The organism is Bradyrhizobium diversitatis (assembly GCF_016031635.1).
GTDB lineage: Bacteria > Pseudomonadota > Alphaproteobacteria > Rhizobiales > Xanthobacteraceae > Bradyrhizobium > Bradyrhizobium diversitatis.
The window spans coordinates 1-15,568 of record NZ_JACEGD010000044.1 but is presented as its reverse complement, the minus strand read 5'-3'; the positions used below and the strand labels follow the sequence as shown (position 1 = coordinate 15,568).

18 protein-coding genes and 1 tRNA gene are annotated in these 15,568 nt (G+C 65.7%); 14 read left to right on the top strand and 5 right to left on the bottom strand.

Annotated features, from left to right (window positions below; genetic code table 11):
- Positions 1-162: 162 nt before the first annotated feature.
- Positions 163-1,605, top strand: coding sequence for an MATE family efflux transporter (locus H1B27_RS34110; RefSeq protein ID WP_197969056.1), 1,443 nt, complete (start codon positions 163-165; stop codon positions 1,603-1,605).
- 15 nt (positions 1,606-1,620) lie between these two features.
- Here the strand turns inward: H1B27_RS34110 and H1B27_RS34105 are convergent, their stop codons facing one another.
- The 4 genes from H1B27_RS34105 to H1B27_RS34090 all read right to left on the bottom strand — a co-directional run bounded on the left by H1B27_RS34105 (position 1,621) and on the right by H1B27_RS34090 (position 4,087).
- Entirely contained in the window at positions 1,621-2,022 is a 402-nt protein-coding gene (locus H1B27_RS34105) for an SRPBCC family protein (protein WP_061879724.1), read from the bottom strand.
- Between the two features lie 138 nt (positions 2,023-2,160).
- Complete coding sequence (locus H1B27_RS34100) at positions 2,161-2,520, bottom strand: VOC family protein (RefSeq protein WP_197969055.1); 360 nt, start codon at positions 2,518-2,520, stop codon at positions 2,161-2,163.
- A 57-nt stretch (positions 2,521-2,577) separates the two neighbouring features.
- Positions 2,578-3,417, bottom strand: coding sequence for a helix-turn-helix transcriptional regulator (locus H1B27_RS34095; protein WP_197969054.1), 840 nt, complete (start codon positions 3,415-3,417; stop codon positions 2,578-2,580).
- 94 nt (positions 3,418-3,511) lie between these two features.
- On the bottom strand, positions 3,512-4,087 hold the full coding sequence (locus H1B27_RS34090; protein ID WP_197969053.1) for a methylated-DNA--[protein]-cysteine S-methyltransferase: 576 nt from the start codon (positions 4,085-4,087) through the stop codon (positions 3,512-3,514).
- Between the two features lie 173 nt (positions 4,088-4,260).
- Here H1B27_RS34090 and H1B27_RS34085 point away from each other — a divergent pair.
- The 13 genes from H1B27_RS34085 to H1B27_RS34025 all read left to right on the top strand — a co-directional run bounded on the left by H1B27_RS34085 (position 4,261) and on the right by H1B27_RS34025 (position 14,935).
- Positions 4,261-4,334 (top strand) — tRNA-Gly (locus H1B27_RS34085).
- A 36-nt stretch (positions 4,335-4,370) separates the two neighbouring features.
- Positions 4,371-4,589: a hypothetical protein gene (locus H1B27_RS34080; protein WP_197969052.1), complete on the top strand. Its 219-nt coding sequence runs from the start codon at positions 4,371-4,373 to the stop codon at positions 4,587-4,589.
- Positions 4,576-4,896 carry a type II toxin-antitoxin system RelE/ParE family toxin gene (locus H1B27_RS34075; RefSeq protein WP_197969051.1) on the top strand — a complete coding sequence of 107 codons (321 nt, stop codon included), beginning with the start codon at positions 4,576-4,578 and terminating at the stop codon, positions 4,894-4,896. Before H1B27_RS34080 ends, H1B27_RS34075 begins: the two co-directional genes overlap by 14 nt.
- Positions 4,897-5,054: 158 nt before the next feature.
- Positions 5,055-5,636, top strand: a complete 582-nt coding sequence (locus H1B27_RS34070) for a helix-turn-helix domain-containing protein (RefSeq protein WP_197969050.1) — start codon at positions 5,055-5,057, stop codon at positions 5,634-5,636.
- Between the two features lie 19 nt (positions 5,637-5,655).
- Entirely contained in the window at positions 5,656-6,129 is a 474-nt protein-coding gene (locus tag H1B27_RS34065) for a GNAT family N-acetyltransferase (protein WP_197969072.1), read from the top strand.
- Between the two features lie 93 nt (positions 6,130-6,222).
- Complete coding sequence (locus H1B27_RS34060) at positions 6,223-7,266, top strand: LacI family DNA-binding transcriptional regulator (protein WP_197969049.1); 1,044 nt, start codon at positions 6,223-6,225, stop codon at positions 7,264-7,266.
- 81 nt (positions 7,267-7,347) lie between these two features.
- Positions 7,348-8,805 carry a xylulokinase gene (xylB, locus tag H1B27_RS34055; RefSeq protein WP_197969048.1) on the top strand — a complete coding sequence of 486 codons (1,458 nt, stop codon included), beginning with the start codon at positions 7,348-7,350 and terminating at the stop codon, positions 8,803-8,805.
- The gene (gene xylA / locus H1B27_RS34050) at positions 8,802-10,124 is read left to right on the top strand and encodes a xylose isomerase (RefSeq protein WP_197969047.1); all 1,323 of its coding nucleotides are present in this window, start codon (positions 8,802-8,804) and stop codon (positions 10,122-10,124) included. Before xylB ends, xylA begins: the two co-directional genes overlap by 4 nt.
- A 12-nt stretch (positions 10,125-10,136) precedes the next feature.
- Entirely contained in the window at positions 10,137-10,895 is a 759-nt protein-coding gene (locus tag H1B27_RS34045) for an ATP-binding cassette domain-containing protein (protein ID WP_061879647.1), read from the top strand.
- On the top strand, positions 10,895-11,977 hold the full coding sequence (locus tag H1B27_RS34040) for an ABC transporter permease (protein ID WP_197969071.1): 1,083 nt from the start codon (positions 10,895-10,897) through the stop codon (positions 11,975-11,977). Before H1B27_RS34045 ends, H1B27_RS34040 begins: the two co-directional genes overlap by 1 nt.
- A gap of 94 nt (positions 11,978-12,071) precedes the next feature.
- Entirely contained in the window at positions 12,072-13,004 is a 933-nt protein-coding gene (locus tag H1B27_RS34035; RefSeq protein ID WP_061879645.1) for a sugar-binding protein, read from the top strand.
- 107 nt (positions 13,005-13,111) lie between these two features.
- On the top strand, positions 13,112-14,089 hold the full coding sequence (locus tag H1B27_RS34030) for an aldo/keto reductase (RefSeq protein WP_197969070.1): 978 nt from the start codon (positions 13,112-13,114) through the stop codon (positions 14,087-14,089).
- 3 nt (positions 14,090-14,092) lie between these two features.
- Positions 14,093-14,935 carry an amidohydrolase family protein gene (locus H1B27_RS34025; RefSeq protein WP_197969046.1) on the top strand — a complete coding sequence of 281 codons (843 nt, stop codon included), beginning with the start codon at positions 14,093-14,095 and terminating at the stop codon, positions 14,933-14,935.
- 346 nt (positions 14,936-15,281) lie between these two features.
- On the opposite strand, the gene H1B27_RS34020 is transcribed toward H1B27_RS34025, so the two are convergent.
- The coding region (locus tag H1B27_RS34020) for a transposase (protein ID WP_197965649.1) at positions 15,282-15,568 on the bottom strand (287 nt) is incomplete at its 5' end.

Genomic DNA, 15,568 nt, shown 5'->3' with positions numbered 1-15,568 from the left:
ACCCATCGGAATGCGCCGCCGCAGGGCACGCCTGCACCCGACGCAGGAGGAATCGGCGAGCGCCGTGCTAACAAGCCCCAGCCGCGCCCTGCGCGCGAATAGATTGATTGGCACACCTGTTCATTGCCGCGCCGCAAATGGCGCCCCTGCCCGGGAGAGGACATGACGGACATCGCCGAGATCCCGGTCGGTGAACAGGAGCGCCCGTTGCCGCCGCTGCCGCGCTCCGTCAAGAGCGCGCTGACCGACGGGCCGATCCTGCGCACGCTGCTCTCCCTCGCCTGGCCGAACGTGATCGGCTTGTCGGCCGGCATCTGCGTGGTCATCGCGGAGACCTCTTATGTCGGCCGGCTCGGTGTCGAGGCGCTGGCGGCGATGGCGCTGGTGTTTCCGACCGTGATCCTGACCATGACGATGTCGGGCGGCGCCATGGGCGGTGCGGTGGCCTCGGCCATCGCGCGTGCGCTCGGCGCCGGTGATCGCGAACGCGCTGGCACGCTCGCCGTGCATGCGATGCTGATCGGCATCAGCTTCGGCCTGGTCTTCATGCTGGGCATGCTGATCTTCGGACCGAGGGTGCTCGAAATACTTGGCGGCCGCGGCGCTGTGCTGACGCATGCGATCGCCTACACGCAGGTGTTTTTCGGCGGCGCCGTGCTACCCTGGTTGCTCAACACCATGGCGGGCGTCCTGCGCGGCACCGGCAACATGAAGCTGCCGTCATTTCTCATCCTCAACTCTGCGGCCTGGCAGATCGTGCTCGGCGGCACGCTGGGTCTCGGTCTCGGACCGGTGCCGCAGCTGGGCATGCGCGGCGTCGCGGCCGGCGCGCTGATCGCCTATTCCATGAACATCTGCATCATGGGCTGGTACCTGTTCTCCGGCCGCGCGCGGATCGTACTGAGGTTGCGCGGCTTGCGCATCCGATGGGCGATGTTCTTCGACATCCTCAAGGTCGGCGCCATCGCCTGCTTCTCGCCGCTGCAATCGGTGCTGACGATCTCGATCTTCACTCACATGCTGGCGAAGTTCGGCACCGCGATCCTCGCCGGTTACGGCATCGGCGCGCGGCTCGAGTTTCTGTTGACCTCGATCGCATTCTCGTTCGGCATCGCCTGTGTGCCGATGGTCGGGATGGCGATCGGCGCAGGCCGCATCGCACGCGCCCGGCGCATCACCTGGATCGCCAGTGCGGCCGCTTTCGTGGCGGTCGGCGCGCCTGCGTGCCTCGTTGCGATCTTCCCGGATCTCTGGGTCAACATGTTCACCGACAGCGTGGCCGTGCGCGCGGCGAGCCATCAATATCTCTCGACCGTCGGGCCGTTCTACGCCTTCTTCGGCCTTGCAACGACGATGTATTTCTCCTCGCAGGGCGCCGCCAAGGTGATCGGCCCGGTGCTCGCGCAGACGGCGCGGCTGATCTACATCGCGGCCGTCGGCTGGTGGCTGTCGACGCACGATGCCAGCGCGCAGAGCTTCTTCTGGCTGGCCGCAAGCTCGATGGTCGTGCTCGGCGTGCTGTCGTGCTCCAGCGTGGTGCTGACACGCTGGGGGCCGCGCAAGGCGAAAGCTGCGATCAGGCCGGCGCTTTCGACTGCCGACTGATGCGCGATGCGAAAATCATGCAGCCGCGGGCGGGAATGCCCTGTGGATCGCGCCGACGGCCTCCTTCGTTTGCCCTTCAATGTAGGCCGCAAGCTCGTTCGGCAGCACGTCGATGATCCAGACCAGCCGGCAGCGCGTATCGCTCTCGGCAATCACCTGCACGGAGGCGCTGTAATGCTTCAGCCGCTCGTTGCTGATCGCATAGACGAGGCGCTGTCGCGCATCGTCGCAATCGACCAGCACCTCGCGTGCGACCGAACCATTGGCAAAGGTGACGATGCGTGCATCGTCGTCGAGCGTGCAGGCGGTGACGAAGCCCGGCACCAGCCGCTGGTGCAGCGCCCCGAAATCGCGCACAGCGTCCCAGACATCGTGTGCGGAGGCGGGGAGGGGAATGTCGTTGCGGATGGAAGCCATGAACGTATCCTTGATTGTGATAAGTGGTGCCACGGGCATCGTCATTGCGAGCGTAGCGAAGCAATCCAGAAATGTTTCCGCGGGGACAGCCTGGATTGCTTCGTCGCGAGAGCTCCTCGCAATGACGAAGGAGAGAGCTCACACGCAAACCGCCTCGACATTGTTGCCGTCGGGGTCGATCAAGAACGCCGCATAATAGGTCGGGCTGTAGTCCTTGCGCGGCCCGGCGCCGCCATTGTCGCGGCCTCCGCTCCTCAGCCCTTCGGTATGGAACGCCTTGACGGCGTCATGATCCTTGGCGCGGAAGGCGATATGGGCGCCGTCGGCCTTCCGGCCCTTGTTCAGGTGCAGCCACAGCGCGGGCTCGCCCTTCGGCCCGAAGCCGGCATAACCGTCGCCGCTCGAGCACAGGACATAGCCGAGCGGCGCCAGCACTGCAGTATAGAAGCGTGTCGCAGCGTCGAGGTCCGCAACACGCAATCCGATGTGGTCGTACATGTTCGTCTCCATTGCAGAAGCGTGCCGAGAGGGGGCACGCGCCGGAGACGACCCTAGTTAGTTGAGGGCAAGCTGCTCTTGGAGAATCTTGCGCTGTCCCTTCGAGGCCTGGCGGAATTTGGTCGGGGATACACCGGCAGCGCGGTGGAAGGTGCGGACGAAATTGGAGAGATCGCCGAAACCGACGTCGTAGGCGATGTCGGTGACCGCGATGTCGTCGTCAGTCAGCAGCCGCGCCGCGTGCCGCAGCCGCGAGCGCACCAGATATTGATGCGGGGTGACGCCGAGCACGCTTGAGAACAGCCGCAGGAAATGGAACGGGCTGAGGCCGGCCTGCTTTGCTGCCTGTTCGAGGTCAAGCTCGGCATGCGAGTTGTCGTCGATCCACAGCGCGGCCTCGACGGCGCGGCGACGGTCGCGTGCGGTGGGGGTGGCTGGCTTGCGCGCCTTGCCCGAGACGACGTCAATGAAGCGGCCGGCGAGGATCTGGCCGATTTCGTCGAGACCGAGGTCGCTGTTGCCATCTGCTGCCGTCTGAGCGAGCTCGCCCAGCACCATCAGCTCGGGCAGCGGCGGCGTCGCGCCGACCTGCCAGACCTCGCGCCGCCCACCGAGAGTCTCGACCAGATCCTCGCTGAGAAAGAACGACAGGCAGACGTCGCCGGACACGTGCTCATGCGTGCAGGTGTATTCCTCGCCGGGGGCGCCGACCAGCATCGAGCCTGCCACCAGCTCGAAGAAACCGGCGCGGCAATGGCAGCCGAAGCTCCCTGCGCGGACATAGGCGATGGAATGGCCGGTGCGGCATTCGGGAAACGGCGCGTCGTCCGGTCCCGCATCGCAGCGAAATTCGGAGACCGTCATCGATGGCGTCGTCAGCAGCGTGGTCGCATCCATCCGGCCTATCTAGGCATGATCCGGAAAAGTGTGTAGCGGTTTTCCGACGAGATCATGCCAAAAAACAAGGCTAAGGTGCGATCAGGATCGCGCCTTAGCTGGCGCGGGGCGGAGCAACGGGCAGCAGCACCTCGAACAGCGTCTTGCTGGCGACGGGTTGGGCACCTTCGAGCGCCAGCAGCCGCCGCCTGGAGATCATGCCGGCATAGGGGGAAAGCCGGTCGGTGTAATTGCCGGCCTCCAGCACCCGGTGACAGGGCACGATCAGCATGTAGGGATTTTTGGCGATCGCCTGCGCCACCGAGTGCACGGCGCCGGAGGCGCCCAGTGCCTTGGCGATTTCGTGGCAGGTGCGCGTTTCGCCGCGCGGGATCGCGCAGGTGTGCTCGTAGACCCGCCGGTTGAAGCCGGGCACCCCGCCGGCGTCCAGACCGACGTCGGAGAAATCCGGCTCGCCGCCTTGCAGCAGGCCGACGATCCCCTCGATCGCCAGCTCGGCGTTCTCGGAGGGCCGCTGCTCCCGCGCCTCGGGATGGGCCAGGAAAATGCGGCGGCGGGTATCGATCTCCCGCGCCTCCGGCAGTTGCACGGCGACCACGCCGGTGCCGCTCCAGATGATGCCGCAGCGCCCCAGCGCCGTATCGAATATCGCGTAAGCACGCCCCGCCATGCACACGCCCCACTCAGTGCACGTTTCGCCCCAGACACGAAATCATAACACCGCCACAATCCGGCGCATCTGGAATCTTGTCAGGACGTTAACAACCGTCGGGCCGGGCGCGCCAAAGCGCTTGGCGGGAGGCGCCGTCTCGGCTAATCAGGAGGGGCGCGAAGCGCGCATAAGCGGGCGTAGTTCAATGGTAGAACGGCAGCTTCCCAAGCTGCATACGAGGGTTCGATTCCCTTCGCCCGCTCCAAGTTTCGTCCCGGCCGTCATGTGATAGGCTGAGGCCATGGTCAGGACACTCGAACAAGCCATTGCGCAAATCTCGCGATTGCCGGCCGCCGATCAGGAAGAGATCGGCCGGAAATTGCTTTCGCATGTCGAAAAGCTCGGCGCCCTCCGGTCTGAAATCGACCGGGGCATCCATTCGCTCGATGCAGGCAAGGGCGAGACCCTGAATATGGAAGAGTTTCTTCGCGAAAAGAACTCACGGCATGGTGGAGCATAGGCTTCCGGTCATTTGGTCACCGGAAGTTGTCGAGGATATCGATCGCCTTTGGGATTATTACGCCAGCGCGGCAGGAACCGGGACCGCCGACAAGATATTGCGCGAGATCGGGAAGGCCGTCACCTTCATCGAGGATTTCCTCTTCGCAGGGCGGGCACGCGATGAAATCCGGCCAAGCTTGCGTTCGCTGGCCGCCGCTCCGCAAATCGACTTCTATCGCTCGAAGGATGACCGGGCCGAGATCGTGCGAGTGCTCGATGGCAGGCAGGATATCGAGGCGATCTTTTCCAATGAGAAAAACGGGTAGGCAGAGGGCAATGCCTGGCGGAGCCGAATCCGTCCGGGTGGCGGTGCCGCCCAAGATTCTAATATGTTCGCCTCGGCCATCCGGTATTCATCGCGCTCCGTAGTAAGCTCTCGATCCGTGTTCGGTACGAACGCCCGGCGACGCCTGCAATGAAACCCATGGACCAACAGAAACTCGATCGCGCCATTGGGCGGCGCCTCAAGACGCTGCGGACGCAGGCGGGCATGACGTTGAACGAGCTCGCGGGCCGCTCCGGCGTCAGCCGGGCCATGATCGGGCGGGTGGAGCGGGCGCAGAGCAGTGCGACGGCGGCGCTGCTCAACAAGCTCTGCGCGGCGCTCGACGTCACGCTCAGCGATGTCGTGGCGCTGGCGGAGAAGCCGCCGGAGCGCCTGGTGCGGCTTGCCGACCAGCCGCATTGGCGCGATCCCGACAGCGGCTACCGGCGGCGTCATGCCTCGCCGCCGGACGCGGCGAGCGGCATCGAGATCATCGTGGTCGACCTGCCGGCGGGGGCCCGCGTCTCCTACAGCCCCTGGGGCCGCAACGCCTTCACCCAGCAGATTCTGATGCTGGAGGGCATCATCGCCGTGCATATCGATGCCAAGGCGGTGCGGCTGCGTGAGGGCGATTGTCTGGATTTCGACGTGATGCGCGCCGTGATGTTCGAGAACGAGACCAAGCAGGATGCGCGCTACGTCATCATCACACGGCGCGGCGCTTCCTACGGCAAGATGTGAGAGGGTGGAGATCATGACGATGCAGATCCGCACCGGCGACACCTATGATCCCCGCGTCGTCGCGCTGCTCGATCACCACGTCACGGCCGCGCGGGCGCAGACGGCGCCGGGCAGCGCCCATGCGCTTGATCTCGCGGGCTTGCGTGCACCCGATGTCGCGTTCTGGACAGGCTGGGACGGCGAGACACTGGTCACCACCGGCGCGTTGAAGATGCTTTCGACGAGCCACGGCGAGGTCAAGTCGATGCACACGCATCAGACCGCGCGCCGGCGCGGCTTTGGCGGCCGGATGCTCCGGCACATCATCACGGAAGCCCGTGCGCGCGGCATGACACGGCTCAGCCTCGAGACCGGCTCGTGGGACTATTTCAAACCGGCTCACGCACTCTATTTGGCGCACGGTTTCGTCCTCTGCGGTCCCTTCGAGGGCTATGTCGAAGATCCCAACAGCCTGTTCCTGACGCTCGATCTGTCGGCGCCGGCGCGTCGGTAGCTCAGGAGCGCGTCTCCTCGCAAAGGCACCAAATCAGCAAGGGCGCCTCAAAATGAGTTGCGCACCTCAAAACACCTCTGCTAGCCTTCAGCCATGGCCGAGACGCTCACCCCGACCGCGCTGACCCTGAAGGACATCGCCCGCGAGGCTGGCGTCAGCCTCGCGACGGTGGACCGCGTCCTGCACAACAGGCCGGGAGTGCGCCCGGATACGGTCAGGCGCGTCAAGGCTGCCATCGAGCGCAATTCGTTCCAGCCGCATGTGGCCGCCGCCGAGCTCGCCCGCGGCCGCGCCCGCCGTTTCGCCTTCGTCATGCCGTCGGGACCAAACCCGTTCATGCAGCAGATCGAGGCCTATCTCGGCGAGATGGCGGCCTGGCTGGTGGCCCGCCGCCTCAGCGTCGAGACGGTCGCAACCGACGTGTTCGACGCTTCCGCGCTCGCGGCCTCGCTGGAGGCATTGTCGGGCGATTGCGACGGCGTTGCCGTGGTGGCGCTGGATCATCCCGGCGTGCGTGCTGCCATCAACGATCTCGTCGATGCCGGCACGAAGGTCGTGACGCTGGTCTCGGACGTACCATCCTCGCGCCGGCACCATTATGTCGGCATCGACAATATCGCGGCGGGGCGCACCGCCGGCGCGCTGGTCGGGCGGCTGGTCGGCCAAAGGTCCGGCAAGGTCGCGATCGTCGCGGGCTCGCAGGGCCTGCGCGATCATGCCGAGCGCATCTTCGGCTTCAACCAGGTGATGGCGACGGAATTCCCCGATCTCAGCGTGTTGCCCGTACTGGAAGGGCGCGACGAGGACGACCGTTCGGAGCAACTGCTGGGGCAGCTGCTCGGCAGCCATGCCGACATTGTCGGTCTTTATAACGTCGGCGCCGGCACGCAAGGCGTCGCCAAAGCGCTGAGCCAAGCCGGGCGCGACAAGCAGGTGGTGTTCGTCGGACACGACGTCACCGCGCTGACGCGCCGATTGCTGCTGCAGGGCGTGATGGATGCTGCGATCTCGCAGAGCCCCGGACATGAAGCGCGCGCGGCCGTGCGCGTGCTGCTGGCGCTCGCTCGCGGCGAGCCGATCTTGCGCGAGCAGGAGAAGATCAGGATCGACATCGTGATGCGGGACAATCTGCCTTAGCGGCAGGCGGATTTCGGAACGGCCCGTTGCGGGGAAAGCGACGCAAGATCGCGCACCGCCGCAGGCAAAAGGGAGGATAACGTGTATCTCGGGATCGACATCGGCACGTCCGGTGTGAAAGCGGTGCTCGTGAGCGAAGCCGGCGCGGTCGTCGCGACGGGAACGCGCGAGCTTGCGCTGTCGCACCCCGCACCGCTGTGGTCCGAGCAGGATCCCGACGCCTGGGTCGACGCGGCCATCGGCGCCATCGACGATCTCGCCGCGCGCCAGCCGCGCGAGGTTGCGCAGGTTCGCGGCATCGGGCTGTCAGGCCAGATGCATGGCGCGACGCTTCTCGGCAAGGATGGCCGGCCGCTGCGTCCCGCCATTCTCTGGAACGATGGTCGCTCGCAGGCCGAATGCGCCGCGCTGGAGCGGCGCTGTCCCTCGCTGCACACGATCACCGGCAATCTGGCGATGCCCGGCTTCACCGCCCCGAAACTGTTATGGGTCGCGCGGCATGAACCCGAAATCTTCGACCGCGTGGCGAAGGTGTTGTTGCCGAAAGCCTATGTCCGTTATCGCCTCACCGGCGAGATGGTCGAGGACATGTCGGACGCGGCCGGCACGCTGTGGCTGGATGTCGGTCTGCGTCGCTGGTCGGCCCTGCTGCTGCATGCCACCGGACTCGATCTGCACCACATGCCGCGCCTGGTCGAGGGCAGTGAGGTGAGCGCAGTGCTCGCGCCTGATTACGCGCGGCGCTGGGGCATGCAGAAGGATGTCGTGGTCGCGGGCGGTGCCGGCGACAATGCGGCCAGCGCGATCGGGCTCGGTGCCATCGTGCCGGGCGATGCCTTCCTGTCGCTGGGCACGTCGGGTGTCCTGTTCCGCGTCACCGATCGCTTCGCCCCGGCGCCCGCTTCGGCCGTGCATGCCTTCTGCCACGCGCTGCCCGGCCTCTGGCACCAGATGGGCGTGATGCTGTCGGCGGCGGCCTCGCTCGCGTGGCTCGCCGGCGTGATGGAGACGCCGGCTGCAGCGCTGCTGGCGCCGCTCGGCGAGCGCGTCGATGGACCAAGCCCGATCAGATTCCTGCCCTATCTCGATGGCGAACGCACGCCGCACAACGATGCCGCGGCCAGCGGCGCCCTTGTCGGCTTGCGCGGTGCGACCGGCCGAAGCCAGATCGTCCAGGCCGTGCTCGAAGGCGTCGCCTTTGCCGCGCGCGACAATCTGGCGGCGCTGAGCGCGGCGAGCGGGCCGATTGCCGAAGTCGATCTCGTCGGCGGCGGCTCGCGCTCGGCGCTGTGGGCGCAGATCTGCGCCGATGTGCTCGGCATTCCCGTTCACCGCGTCGAAGAAGGCGAGGTCGGAGCCGCGCTCGGCGCCGCGCGGCTCGCCCGCATCGCCGCCACCAGCGAAGACGCAGCGGAGGTCTGCACCCGTCCGCGGCGGCTCGCGACCTTCACGCCCCGTGCATCCGTCGCTTCGGCCTATGACGAGGCCTATCGGCGGTGGCGCGCGCTTTATCCAGCATTGAAGGAGTCCGCTAAGTGAACGCGTCAGCAAAGTTCTTCGATGCAAGCGCACCCGTCGCCTTTGTCGGCAAGGATGCCGCAAACGCGCCCGCCTTCCGCTGGTACGACAAGGATCGGCTCGTGCACGGCCGCAGGCTCGAGGATCATCTGCGCTTTTCAGTCTGCTATTGGCATTCCCTATGTTGGCCGGGCGGCGATCCCTTCGGTGGCGAGACGTTCCTGCGGCCCTGGCACCACGGCACCGACGCGATGGCGATGGCACGCGCCAAGGCTGACGTCGCCTTCGAGCTGTTCCGCCTGCTCGATGTGCCGTTCTTCACCTTCCACGACGTCGATGCGGCGCCGGAAGGCGCCACGCTCGCGGAATCCGTCGCCAACCTCAACGCGATCGCCGATCTGTTCGAGCAGAAGATGGCTTCCGCAAAAGTGCGCCTGCTCTGGGGCACCGCAAACCTGTTCTCACACCGCCGCTACATGGCGGGCGCCGCGACCAATCCGGACCCTGATATCTTCACCTATGCCGCGGGCCAGGTCCGCGCCGCACTGGAGGTGACGCGCCGGCTCGGCGGCGAGAACTACGTGCTGTGGGGCGGGCGCGAGGGCTACGAGACGCTGCTGAACACCGATCTCAAGCGCGAGCTCGACCAGCTCGGCCGCTTTCTCTCGCTCGTCGTCGAGCACAAGCACAAGATCGGCTTCAAGGGGCCGATCCTGATCGAGCCGAAGCCGAAGGAGCCGACCAAGCATCAATATGATTTCGACGTCGCCACCTGCTACGGCTTTCTCGAGCGCTACGATCTCCTGAACGACGTCAAGCTCAACATCGAGCAGAACCACGCCATCCTCGCCGGCCATTCCTTCCATCACGAGGTCGCGCTCGCCGAGGCGCTCGGTGTCTTCGGCTCGCTCGACATCAACCGCGGCGACGATCTGCTCGGCTGGGACACCGACCAGTTCGCAATGAACGTGGGCGAGCTTGCGCTGGTGTTCCACGAGATCCTGAACCGCGGCGGCTTCACCTCGGGCGGACTCAATTTCGACGCCAAGATCCGCCGTCAGTCTATTGACCCCGACGATTTGATCCATGCCCATGTCGGCTCGATGGATGCCTGCGCGCGTGCCTTCCTCGCCGCCGCCGACATGATCGATGCCGCCGTCCTCACCGAGCCGCTTGCCAGGCGTTACGGCGGGTGGGCCGGCCCCGAGGGGCGCGCCATTCTCGGCGGCCAGCGCTCGCTCGCCGATCTCGCCGACCGTGCCATGAGTCCCGGCTTCGACCCGCAGCCGCGCTCGGGCCGGCAGGAATACCTGGAATCCCTCGTCAACCGCTACGTCTGAGGAGGACCGCTGATGGCAAAGACCGACGCAACACCGGTCCTCGAGCTGACCGGCATCGGCAAGGAGTTCGGTGCGATCCGCGCGCTGCACGACGTCGACATGCAGGTCTGCCCCGGCGAGGTGGTCGGGCTGATGGGCGACAACGGCGCAGGCAAGTCGACGCTGGTCAAGATCATCGCCGGCAATTTTCGCCCCACCCACGGCGAGATCCGCTTTGCCGGCAGCACGGTCCACTTCAACCGCCCGGTCGATGCCCGCGCTGTCGGCATCGAGGTGGTCTATCAGGACCTCGCACTATCGGACAATCTGACGGCCGCAGCCAACGTCTTCCTCGGCCGCGAGCTGAAGCGCAAATTCGGACCCATCGCCTTGCTCGATCACAAGGCCATGGCGGCGCGCGCGCTGGAGCTGTTCGGCGAGCTGCGCTCGGAGACGCGCCCCGACGATCTCGTCAAGCAGATGTCGGGCGGCCAGCGCCAGGCGGTCGCGATCGCGCGGACGCGGCTGTCCAACGCCAGACTCGTGATGATGGACGAGCCGACCGCCGCCATCTCGGTGCGCCAGGTCGAGCAGGTGCTCGGCCTGATTCACCGGCTGAAGGAGCAGGGGGTCGCCGTGATGCTGATCTCGCATCGCATGCCCGACGTGTTCGCGGTGTGCGACCGCGTCATCGTCATGCGCCGCGGCGAGAAGCGGGCCGACAAGCCGATCCACGAGACCTCACCGGAGGAAGTCACCGCTCTCATCACCGGCGCGAAGGAGGCGGCATGATGGCCATGCCCATGGAATCCCCGATCACCTTCACCAATGTCGGCAAGATCAGGTGGTGGCAGCGCGGCATCTTCGCCTCCCAGACCGGCTATGTCCTGCTCGCGCTGGCGGTGCTGCTGGTGATCATGCATTTCGCCAGCCCTTACTTCTTCACGCAAGGCAACATGCAGAACGTGGCGAAGAATTTTTCCTTCATTGCCATTGCGACGCTCGGCGTCACCTTCGTGATCATCACCGGCGGCATCGACCTCTCGGTCGGCTCGATGATGTGCTTCTCCGCCATGATCACCTCGATGGTGATGACCGAGCTGTCGACGCCCGGCTCGCCCGCGGGCGCGCTGTTCGTGCACATGGCGGCCGACGGCAAGACCGTGCTCGCCAATGTACCCGGGCTGATCCTGCTGGTCTCGATCGTCGCCGGCCTTGGCGTGGCGCTGATCGCCGGCCTCGTCAACGGATTCTGCATCGCCGTGCTTGGGTTGTCGCCCTTCGTCACCACGCTCGGCATGCTCTCGATCGTGCGCGGGCTCGGCTACGTCGTATCCAACGGCCGTGGCAGCTTTCCGGGTGGACCGGACGCCGACTATTTCTACGCAGCGACCTCGGGCGATGTGCTCGGCGTACCCGTGCCTTTCATTTATCTCGTGATCCTCGCGCTGGCGATGGCCGTGGTGCTGCACCACACTTCGTTCGGCCGCCACGTCTTCGCGCTCGGCGGCAACGAGAAGGCGGCCGAACTCACCGGCATTCCGGGGGTGCGGGTGAAGATCGAGGTCTACGTGATCTGCGCGCTCGCTGCGGGGCTCCAGGGTATCATCATCTCCGGTTGGCTCGGGTCGGCGCCGGCCAACATGGCGACATCCTACGAGCTCAACGTGATCGCGGCGGCCGTGATCGGCGGCGCCAACCTCGCCGGCGGCATTGGCGGCCCGCTCGGGGCCATCGTCGGCTGCGTGCTGCTGGAAGTGATCCGCAACGGTCTCGTGCTGGCGCAGGTCAGCTCCTACTGGCAGCAGACGCTGGTGGGCGTGATCATCATCCTTGCCGTGCTGGTCGACCGTATCCGCTCGCGGATGAATTGACGTGACGCCGTTCCGGGAGGGCAACCAAGATGCCGCCCGTCCGCTTCCCGGACGCTTCTGACAGGACGGGCGCTAGAGAAGGGTGGAGGAGACAATGAGGAAACTTCTTCTTGCCGGCATCGCCGTTGCGATGATGGCAACGCCGGCATTTGCCGCGAACTACCGCTTCGTGATCGTGCCGAAGGCGATGAACAATCCGTTCTTCGACTTTGCACGCGACGGCTGCCTCAAGCGTGCCAAGGAGCTCGGCAACATCGAGTGCATTTACAAGGGGCCGGTGGAGCATGAGCCGGCGACGCAGGCCCAGATCATCCAGGACTTCGTCACCCAGAAGGTCGACGGTCTTGCCATCTCGGTCGCCGACGTCGCTGCCATGACCAAGTCGATCGAGGCGGCAACCGCGGCCGGCATCCCCGTCATCACCTTCGATGCTGACGCACCGGGCTCCAAGCGCATCGCCTATATCGGCACCAACAACAAGGAGTTCGGCCTGGCTCTCGGCAAGCAGCTCCTGAAGATGCGGCCCGATGGCGGCAAATACGCGATGGTCTCGGGCGGTCCCGGCGCCAAGAACCTCGCCGAGCGCGTCGATGGCGTGCGCGAGGCACTGAAGGGCTCGAAATGGACCGAGGTCGCGGGCTCCCCGACCTTCTGCAACGACGATCCCGCGCTCGCGGTCCAGCAAATGACGGACATGCGCACCGCAACGCCCGACCTTGCCGCCATCGTTCCGATCGGCGGTTGGCCGATGTTCGCTCCCGAGGGCTTCAAGGCCTTCGCTTCCAGGAACAAGAAGGACATCGATTCCGGCAAGTTCACGCTGGTCGTGGCCGATACGCTGAAGATGCAGCTCGAGCTGCTGCGCGACGGCTATGCCAATGCACTGGTCGGTCAGCGTCCGTTCGAGATGGGCGAGAAGGCGATGGACACGCTGCTCGCGATCAAGAAGGGCGAGAAGGTGCCGGAGATCGTCTACACCGGCCTCGATCTCGTCACCAAGGACAACGTCGCACAGATGCTGAAGTAGGCGCGCCGCCGGTCCCGTGCTGCCACATGCCTCTCCCGCTTGCGGTTTGCGCAAGCGGGAGAGATGATCCGGATTGTTGGAAGAAGACTGCTGGAAGGCAAATGGGAATGAAACGCGCGCGGCTCGGCTCCCTCGACGTTACTTCAATCGGTCTCGGCTCCGCTCCGCTCGGCGGATTGTTCGCTCCCGTCAGCGATGCCGATGCGGAGGCGACGATCGCGCGCGCCTGGTCGGCCGGCATCCGTTTCTTCGACACCGCGCCGCTCTACGGCTTTGGCCTTGCCGAGCGGCGGCTGGGCGCATTCCTGCGGCAGCAGCCGCGCGACTCCTACGTCATCTCGACCAAGGTCGGCCGTCTGCTGCGCGCACCGGATGGCGCTGCCGCCGAGGACGAGCACTACAAGGGCACGCCGCGGGAGCGGCCGGTGTTCGATTTCAGCCATGACGGGGTGATGCGATCGGTCGAGGAGAGCCTGGCGCGCCTTGGGCTCGACCGCGTCGACGTCCTGCTCGTGCATGATCCCGACGACCATTATGACGACGCCGTCGCCGGCGCGTTCCGCGCGCTGCAGCGCCTGCGCGAGGACGGCACGGTCAAGGCGATCGGCGCCGGCATGAACCAGTCGGAGATGCTGGTGCGCTTCGCCGAGGCCGTGCCGGTCGACTGCTTCCTCCTCGCCGGGCGTTACACGTTGCTCGATCAGGGCGCGCTGGATGCGCTGTTTCCGGTCTGTCAGGCGAAGGATATCGGCATTCTGCTCGGCGGCATCTACAACAGTGGCATCCTGGCCAATCCCCACACGAGCGCGAAATTCAACTATCAGGACGCCGATCCGGCGCTCGTCGCGCGTGCCCTCGAGCTCGACGCGCTCTGCCGCAGGTACGGCACCGAACTGAAAGCCGCCGCGCTCCAGTTCTGCATGGCGCATCCGGCCGTGACGGTCGCCGTGATGGGCGCGCGCAATGCCGCGGAGATCGCCGACAATATCGCGATGTCGGAGAACGTGGTGCCGGCCGCGTTCTGGCAGGAGCTGCGTGCGAGAAAGTTGGTCGACGTCCGGGCGCCGCTACCGGGCGGAGTGTAAGGCATGATCATCGACGGCCACCAGCATTTCTGGGACCCGGCACGCGCCGACTATCCCTGGATGGAGGCGGACGAGCTCGGCCCGATCCGCCGCGCCTTCGGTCCCGCCGATCTCGCGCCGCTCATGAAGGCCAACGGTATCGACGCAAGCATCCTGGTGCAATGCCGCTCCGCGCTGGAGGAGACCGAGCAGTTCCTGCACATCGCGCACGAAAATCCCTTCGTCGTCGGCGTCGTTGGATGGGCCGATCTGGCGGATGGCGCCCTCGACGAAACGCTTGATCGCCTGCGCGCTTTGCCTGGCGGCGGCAGGCTGGTGGGAATTCGTCACCAGGTCCATGACGAGGCTGATCCGGATTGGCTGCTCCGCGAGGATGTGCAGCGCGGCCTCACGGCTGTTTTCACCCGCGATCTCGCGTACGATCTTCTCGTCCGTACCCGCGAGCTGCCGGCCGCGATCTCAACGGCGCAGGCCTTTCCGCAGGCGCGCTTCGTGCTGGACCACGCTGCCAAGCCGCCGATCGCCGACGGCGCCAGCGCCGAATGGACCGACGGCATCGCAGCACTGGCGGCTTGCGGAAATGTCTGGTGCAAGATCTCAGGCCTGGCGACCGAGGCGGTCTGGAATGACTGGGATGCGGATCGGCTGTTTCCGTTCGTCGAGCACGCCGCAAGATGTTTCGGGGAGGACAGGCTGATCTACGGCTCGGACTGGCCAGTGTGCCTGCTTGCGGGAGGTTACGGCGAGATCAAGAGTGCGCTGGAGGCCTGCCTTGCGAGGCTCGGCCCGCGTGTGCGGGATAAGGCGTTTGGCGTGAATGCCAAGGCTGCGTATAGGTTGGGCTAATTGCAGTGGATGCACGCTTTTCCCCTCTCCCCTTGTGGACTACGAGATTCACACGTCTCGAAAACCGACTCAAAGACAAGGACTTAGATGACCCCCGGTCACCGAAAGATAGGTACGTCCTCGGCTCAGCGGTCATTGAAGAGACTCGGCTTTTTGCCCGCCGCAAAAGACCGCTCCAAAGGTGTGTGCATCTCGTAGCCTTGTGGGAGTGGGTGGCTCGCCGCACAGCGGCGAGACGGGTGAAGGGTGTCTCTCCGCGAGCACCTTCACATGTGAGTTTGCCGAAGCAACCCCTCATCCGGCGCCATAGCCGAAGCTTCGCTTCGGCGTTGTAAATAGTCGTCCGTTAAGAAGCCGAATTGAGCGGGGCCGGACAGGCGCGCGTGCGCCAGAGCTGGATCAGGAACAGGCACAAGAGTTCTCTGATCCAGGCGAGGATGCGGCGGAAGTTGTGGCCGACGGCTGAGAGGATGACGTTGGCCGCATCGCCGGCGCGGCCTTTGAGGTAGCAGCGGCCGAGGTGGCCATCGGTCTTCAGGTGTCCGATGATGGGTTCGATGGCGGAACGGCGGCGCAGCTCGCGCTTGATGACACCGAAGACGCCGCGCTTCTGGCCAGAGATGAAGATTCGGC

Coding starts and splice junctions, on each gene's coding strand:
- H1B27_RS34080 (WP_197969052.1), top strand. CDS start 4,371: ATGGTCAGGACACTCGAACAAGCCATTGCGCAAATCTCGCGATTGCCG.
- H1B27_RS34060 (WP_197969049.1), top strand. CDS start 6,223: ATGGCCGAGACGCTCACCCCGACCGCGCTGACCCTGAAGGACATCGCC.
- H1B27_RS34070 (WP_197969050.1), top strand. CDS start 5,055: ATGGACCAACAGAAACTCGATCGCGCCATTGGGCGGCGCCTCAAGACG.
- H1B27_RS34040 (WP_197969071.1), top strand. CDS start 10,895: ATGGCCATGCCCATGGAATCCCCGATCACCTTCACCAATGTCGGCAAG.
- H1B27_RS34110 (WP_197969056.1), top strand. CDS start 163: ATGACGGACATCGCCGAGATCCCGGTCGGTGAACAGGAGCGCCCGTTG.
- H1B27_RS34075 (WP_197969051.1), top strand. CDS start 4,576: ATGGTGGAGCATAGGCTTCCGGTCATTTGGTCACCGGAAGTTGTCGAG.
- H1B27_RS34030 (WP_197969070.1), top strand. CDS start 13,112: ATGAAACGCGCGCGGCTCGGCTCCCTCGACGTTACTTCAATCGGTCTC.
- H1B27_RS34045 (WP_061879647.1), top strand. CDS start 10,137: ATGGCAAAGACCGACGCAACACCGGTCCTCGAGCTGACCGGCATCGGC.
- H1B27_RS34090 (WP_197969053.1), bottom strand. CDS start 4,087: ATGGCGGGGCGTGCTTACGCGATATTCGATACGGCGCTGGGGCGCTGC.
- H1B27_RS34065 (WP_197969072.1), top strand. CDS start 5,656: ATGCAGATCCGCACCGGCGACACCTATGATCCCCGCGTCGTCGCGCTG.
- H1B27_RS34095 (WP_197969054.1), bottom strand. CDS start 3,417: ATGGATGCGACCACGCTGCTGACGACGCCATCGATGACGGTCTCCGAA.
- H1B27_RS34105 (WP_061879724.1), bottom strand. CDS start 2,022: ATGGCTTCCATCCGCAACGACATTCCCCTCCCCGCCTCCGCACACGAT.
- H1B27_RS34035 (WP_061879645.1), top strand. CDS start 12,072: ATGAGGAAACTTCTTCTTGCCGGCATCGCCGTTGCGATGATGGCAACG.
- H1B27_RS34025 (WP_197969046.1), top strand. CDS start 14,093: ATGATCATCGACGGCCACCAGCATTTCTGGGACCCGGCACGCGCCGAC.
- H1B27_RS34100 (WP_197969055.1), bottom strand. CDS start 2,520: ATGTACGACCACATCGGATTGCGTGTTGCGGACCTCGACGCTGCGACA.